The 1,028-nt window shown below is 66.0% G+C and carries 2 protein-coding genes; both read right to left on the bottom strand.

The genetic code is table 11. The annotated features are described in order from the left end of the window. Position 1: 1 nt before the first annotated feature. Positions 2-334 carry a 2Fe-2S iron-sulfur cluster-binding protein gene (locus tag ABWP50_RS13560; RefSeq protein ID WP_353218513.1) on the bottom strand — a complete coding sequence of 111 codons (333 nt, stop codon included), beginning with the start codon at positions 332-334 and terminating at the stop codon, positions 2-4. A 37-nt stretch (positions 335-371) separates the two neighbouring features. Beyond that, the coding region (locus tag ABWP50_RS13555) for a cysteine desulfurase family protein (protein ID WP_353218512.1) at positions 372-1,028 on the bottom strand (657 nt) is incomplete at its 5' end.

Below are 1,028 nucleotides of genomic sequence, written 5' to 3'. Positions count from 1 at the left end.
TTTACCGGCTGTTGTCCATCACGGCGCGTGGGATTTTCACGTCCAGGCTGTGCATGTCGGCGGTCAGCTTGATCTGGCAGGCCAGACGGCTCTGGCGGTTGGCGCCGGCGGCGAAATCCAGCATGTCTTCTTCTTCTTCGGATGGCGCGGGCAGGCGCTCGGTATCGCCGCCGATCAGGTGGACATGGCATGTCGAACAAGCCATCGCGCCTTCGCACGTGCCCTCGAGCGGCAGGCCGTTGGCCTGGGCGATATCCAGCAAACGGTCGCCCGCGGCGGCTTCCACCATGATATCATGGCTGCCATCGGCGGAAATGAAGCGGATTTTGATCATGACGGCCTGCCGTGCGCTTTCGAATCTGTTTTGCCGCTCAAATATCGGCAAGATTTCGCTGCGCCGCAACATTGATTTGCAGGGCAGCGCTGTCAATGTCCGCTTCGGTCGTGAAACGCCCGAAACCCAGCCGCAGCGATGCCTTGGCCTGCGCATCGGACAGGCCCAGCGCGGTGAGCACATGGCTGGGCCGGCCGGTCACGGCGGCGCACGCCGATCCCGATGACAGCGCCAGGCCGGGCAACTGCGGCAGCAGCGGCACGGCCACACCGGGAAACGACAGATTGAGGTTGCCCGGCCAGCGCGACACACGGCAGCCGTTGATGCTGGTTTGCACGGTCAATTGCGCCAGCAACCGGTCGCGCAGCCGGGCAGCATGGGCATTGTCCTCTGCCATGGCCGCGCCGGCAATGCGCGCCGCTGCGCCCAGGCCGGCGATCAGCGCGGCGGGCAGCGTGCCCGAACGCCCGTCTTCCTGGCCGCCGCCGTGCAGCAGCGGCGTCAGCTGGGTAAACGGCCGGCGGTACAGCGCGCCCACGCCCTTTGGCCCATAAATCTTGTGCCCGGTCAGGCTGAGCAGATCGATGCCCAGCGCGTCCACGTTCAGCGGCACCTTGCCAAAGCCCTGCGCCGCATCAACGTGAAACACTGCGCCAACGCCGTGGGCCAGGGCAGCAATTGCCGCCAGATCCTG

It is taken from the genome of Sandarakinorhabdus sp., assembly GCF_040398645.1.
Classification (GTDB): domain Bacteria; phylum Pseudomonadota; class Alphaproteobacteria; order Sphingomonadales; family Sphingomonadaceae; genus Sandarakinorhabdus.
The sequence above is the reverse complement of the archived record's forward strand: the minus strand, read 5'-3'. Positions and strand labels throughout refer to the sequence as shown.